Origin of the sequence: Streptococcus sp. 27098_8_86, assembly GCF_041432595.1 — a bacterium.
Taxonomy (GTDB): Bacteria; Bacillota; Bacilli; order Lactobacillales; family Streptococcaceae; genus Streptococcus; species Streptococcus pneumoniae_F.
This window is the reverse complement of record NZ_JAPVZW010000034.1, coordinates 1-699: the sequence shown is the minus strand read 5'-3', so window position 1 is coordinate 699 and position 699 is coordinate 1. Positions and strand designations below refer to the sequence as shown.

The following is a 699-nucleotide window of genomic DNA, read 5'->3' as shown; positions in this document are numbered from 1 at the left end:
CTTTATCCTTGTGACTTGTCTTAACTTTCTCATAAACGTGCTCTGTATCACCGTTTGGAAGTTTCTTAGTTTCTACGAAGCGGTAACCTGGGATATCTTTCTTAGGAGTTGTACCTTCCTCAGTAGTTGTTCCTGGAATTACATTGCCATCTTTATCTTTATGAGTTGTTGTAACTTTCTCATAGATGTGTTTTGTATTTCCTTTTTCGTCTACTTCAGTTTTAACAATCTTGTATCCTGGGATATCTTTAGTTGGTTTAGTTCCATCTTCTGTTGGTGAAAGTGGGTTACCATCTTTATCAACGAATGAAGTATCAGGACGAACTGTTGGAGTGTACTTAGCTGTTACTGGTGTACCATTCTTATCTACACGTTTAACGGTTACGCCTGTTGCTTTACCTACGAAGTCAGGTTCTGGTGTGAAGGTTACTTTACCATTTTCATCGATAGTGTATGTTCCTTCGCCTGGTACTTTCTTCTCAGTTGTTCCATCGTCAAATGTTGGTTTAACAGTTTCATCGATTGGTACATTAGGGTTTCCTGGTTTAAATTCAGGTGTTCCTGTTTGTGGTTGCCCTTTAGGTCCTTCAGATTCTGCAGGTGTTCCTTCTGGAGTTACTGGGGTTACTGTTGGTGTGTATTTAGCTGTCACTGGTGTGCCATTCTTATCTACACGTTTAACAGTTACGCCTGTGCCTT

1 protein-coding gene is annotated in these 699 nt (G+C 40.1%); it reads right to left on the bottom strand.

Going from position 1 to position 699, the window contains the following annotated elements; all coding sequences use genetic code 11:
* A partial coding sequence (locus tag O3616_RS10050; protein ID WP_371638795.1) for a MucBP domain-containing protein occupies window positions 1–699 on the bottom strand: 699 nt, incomplete at both ends.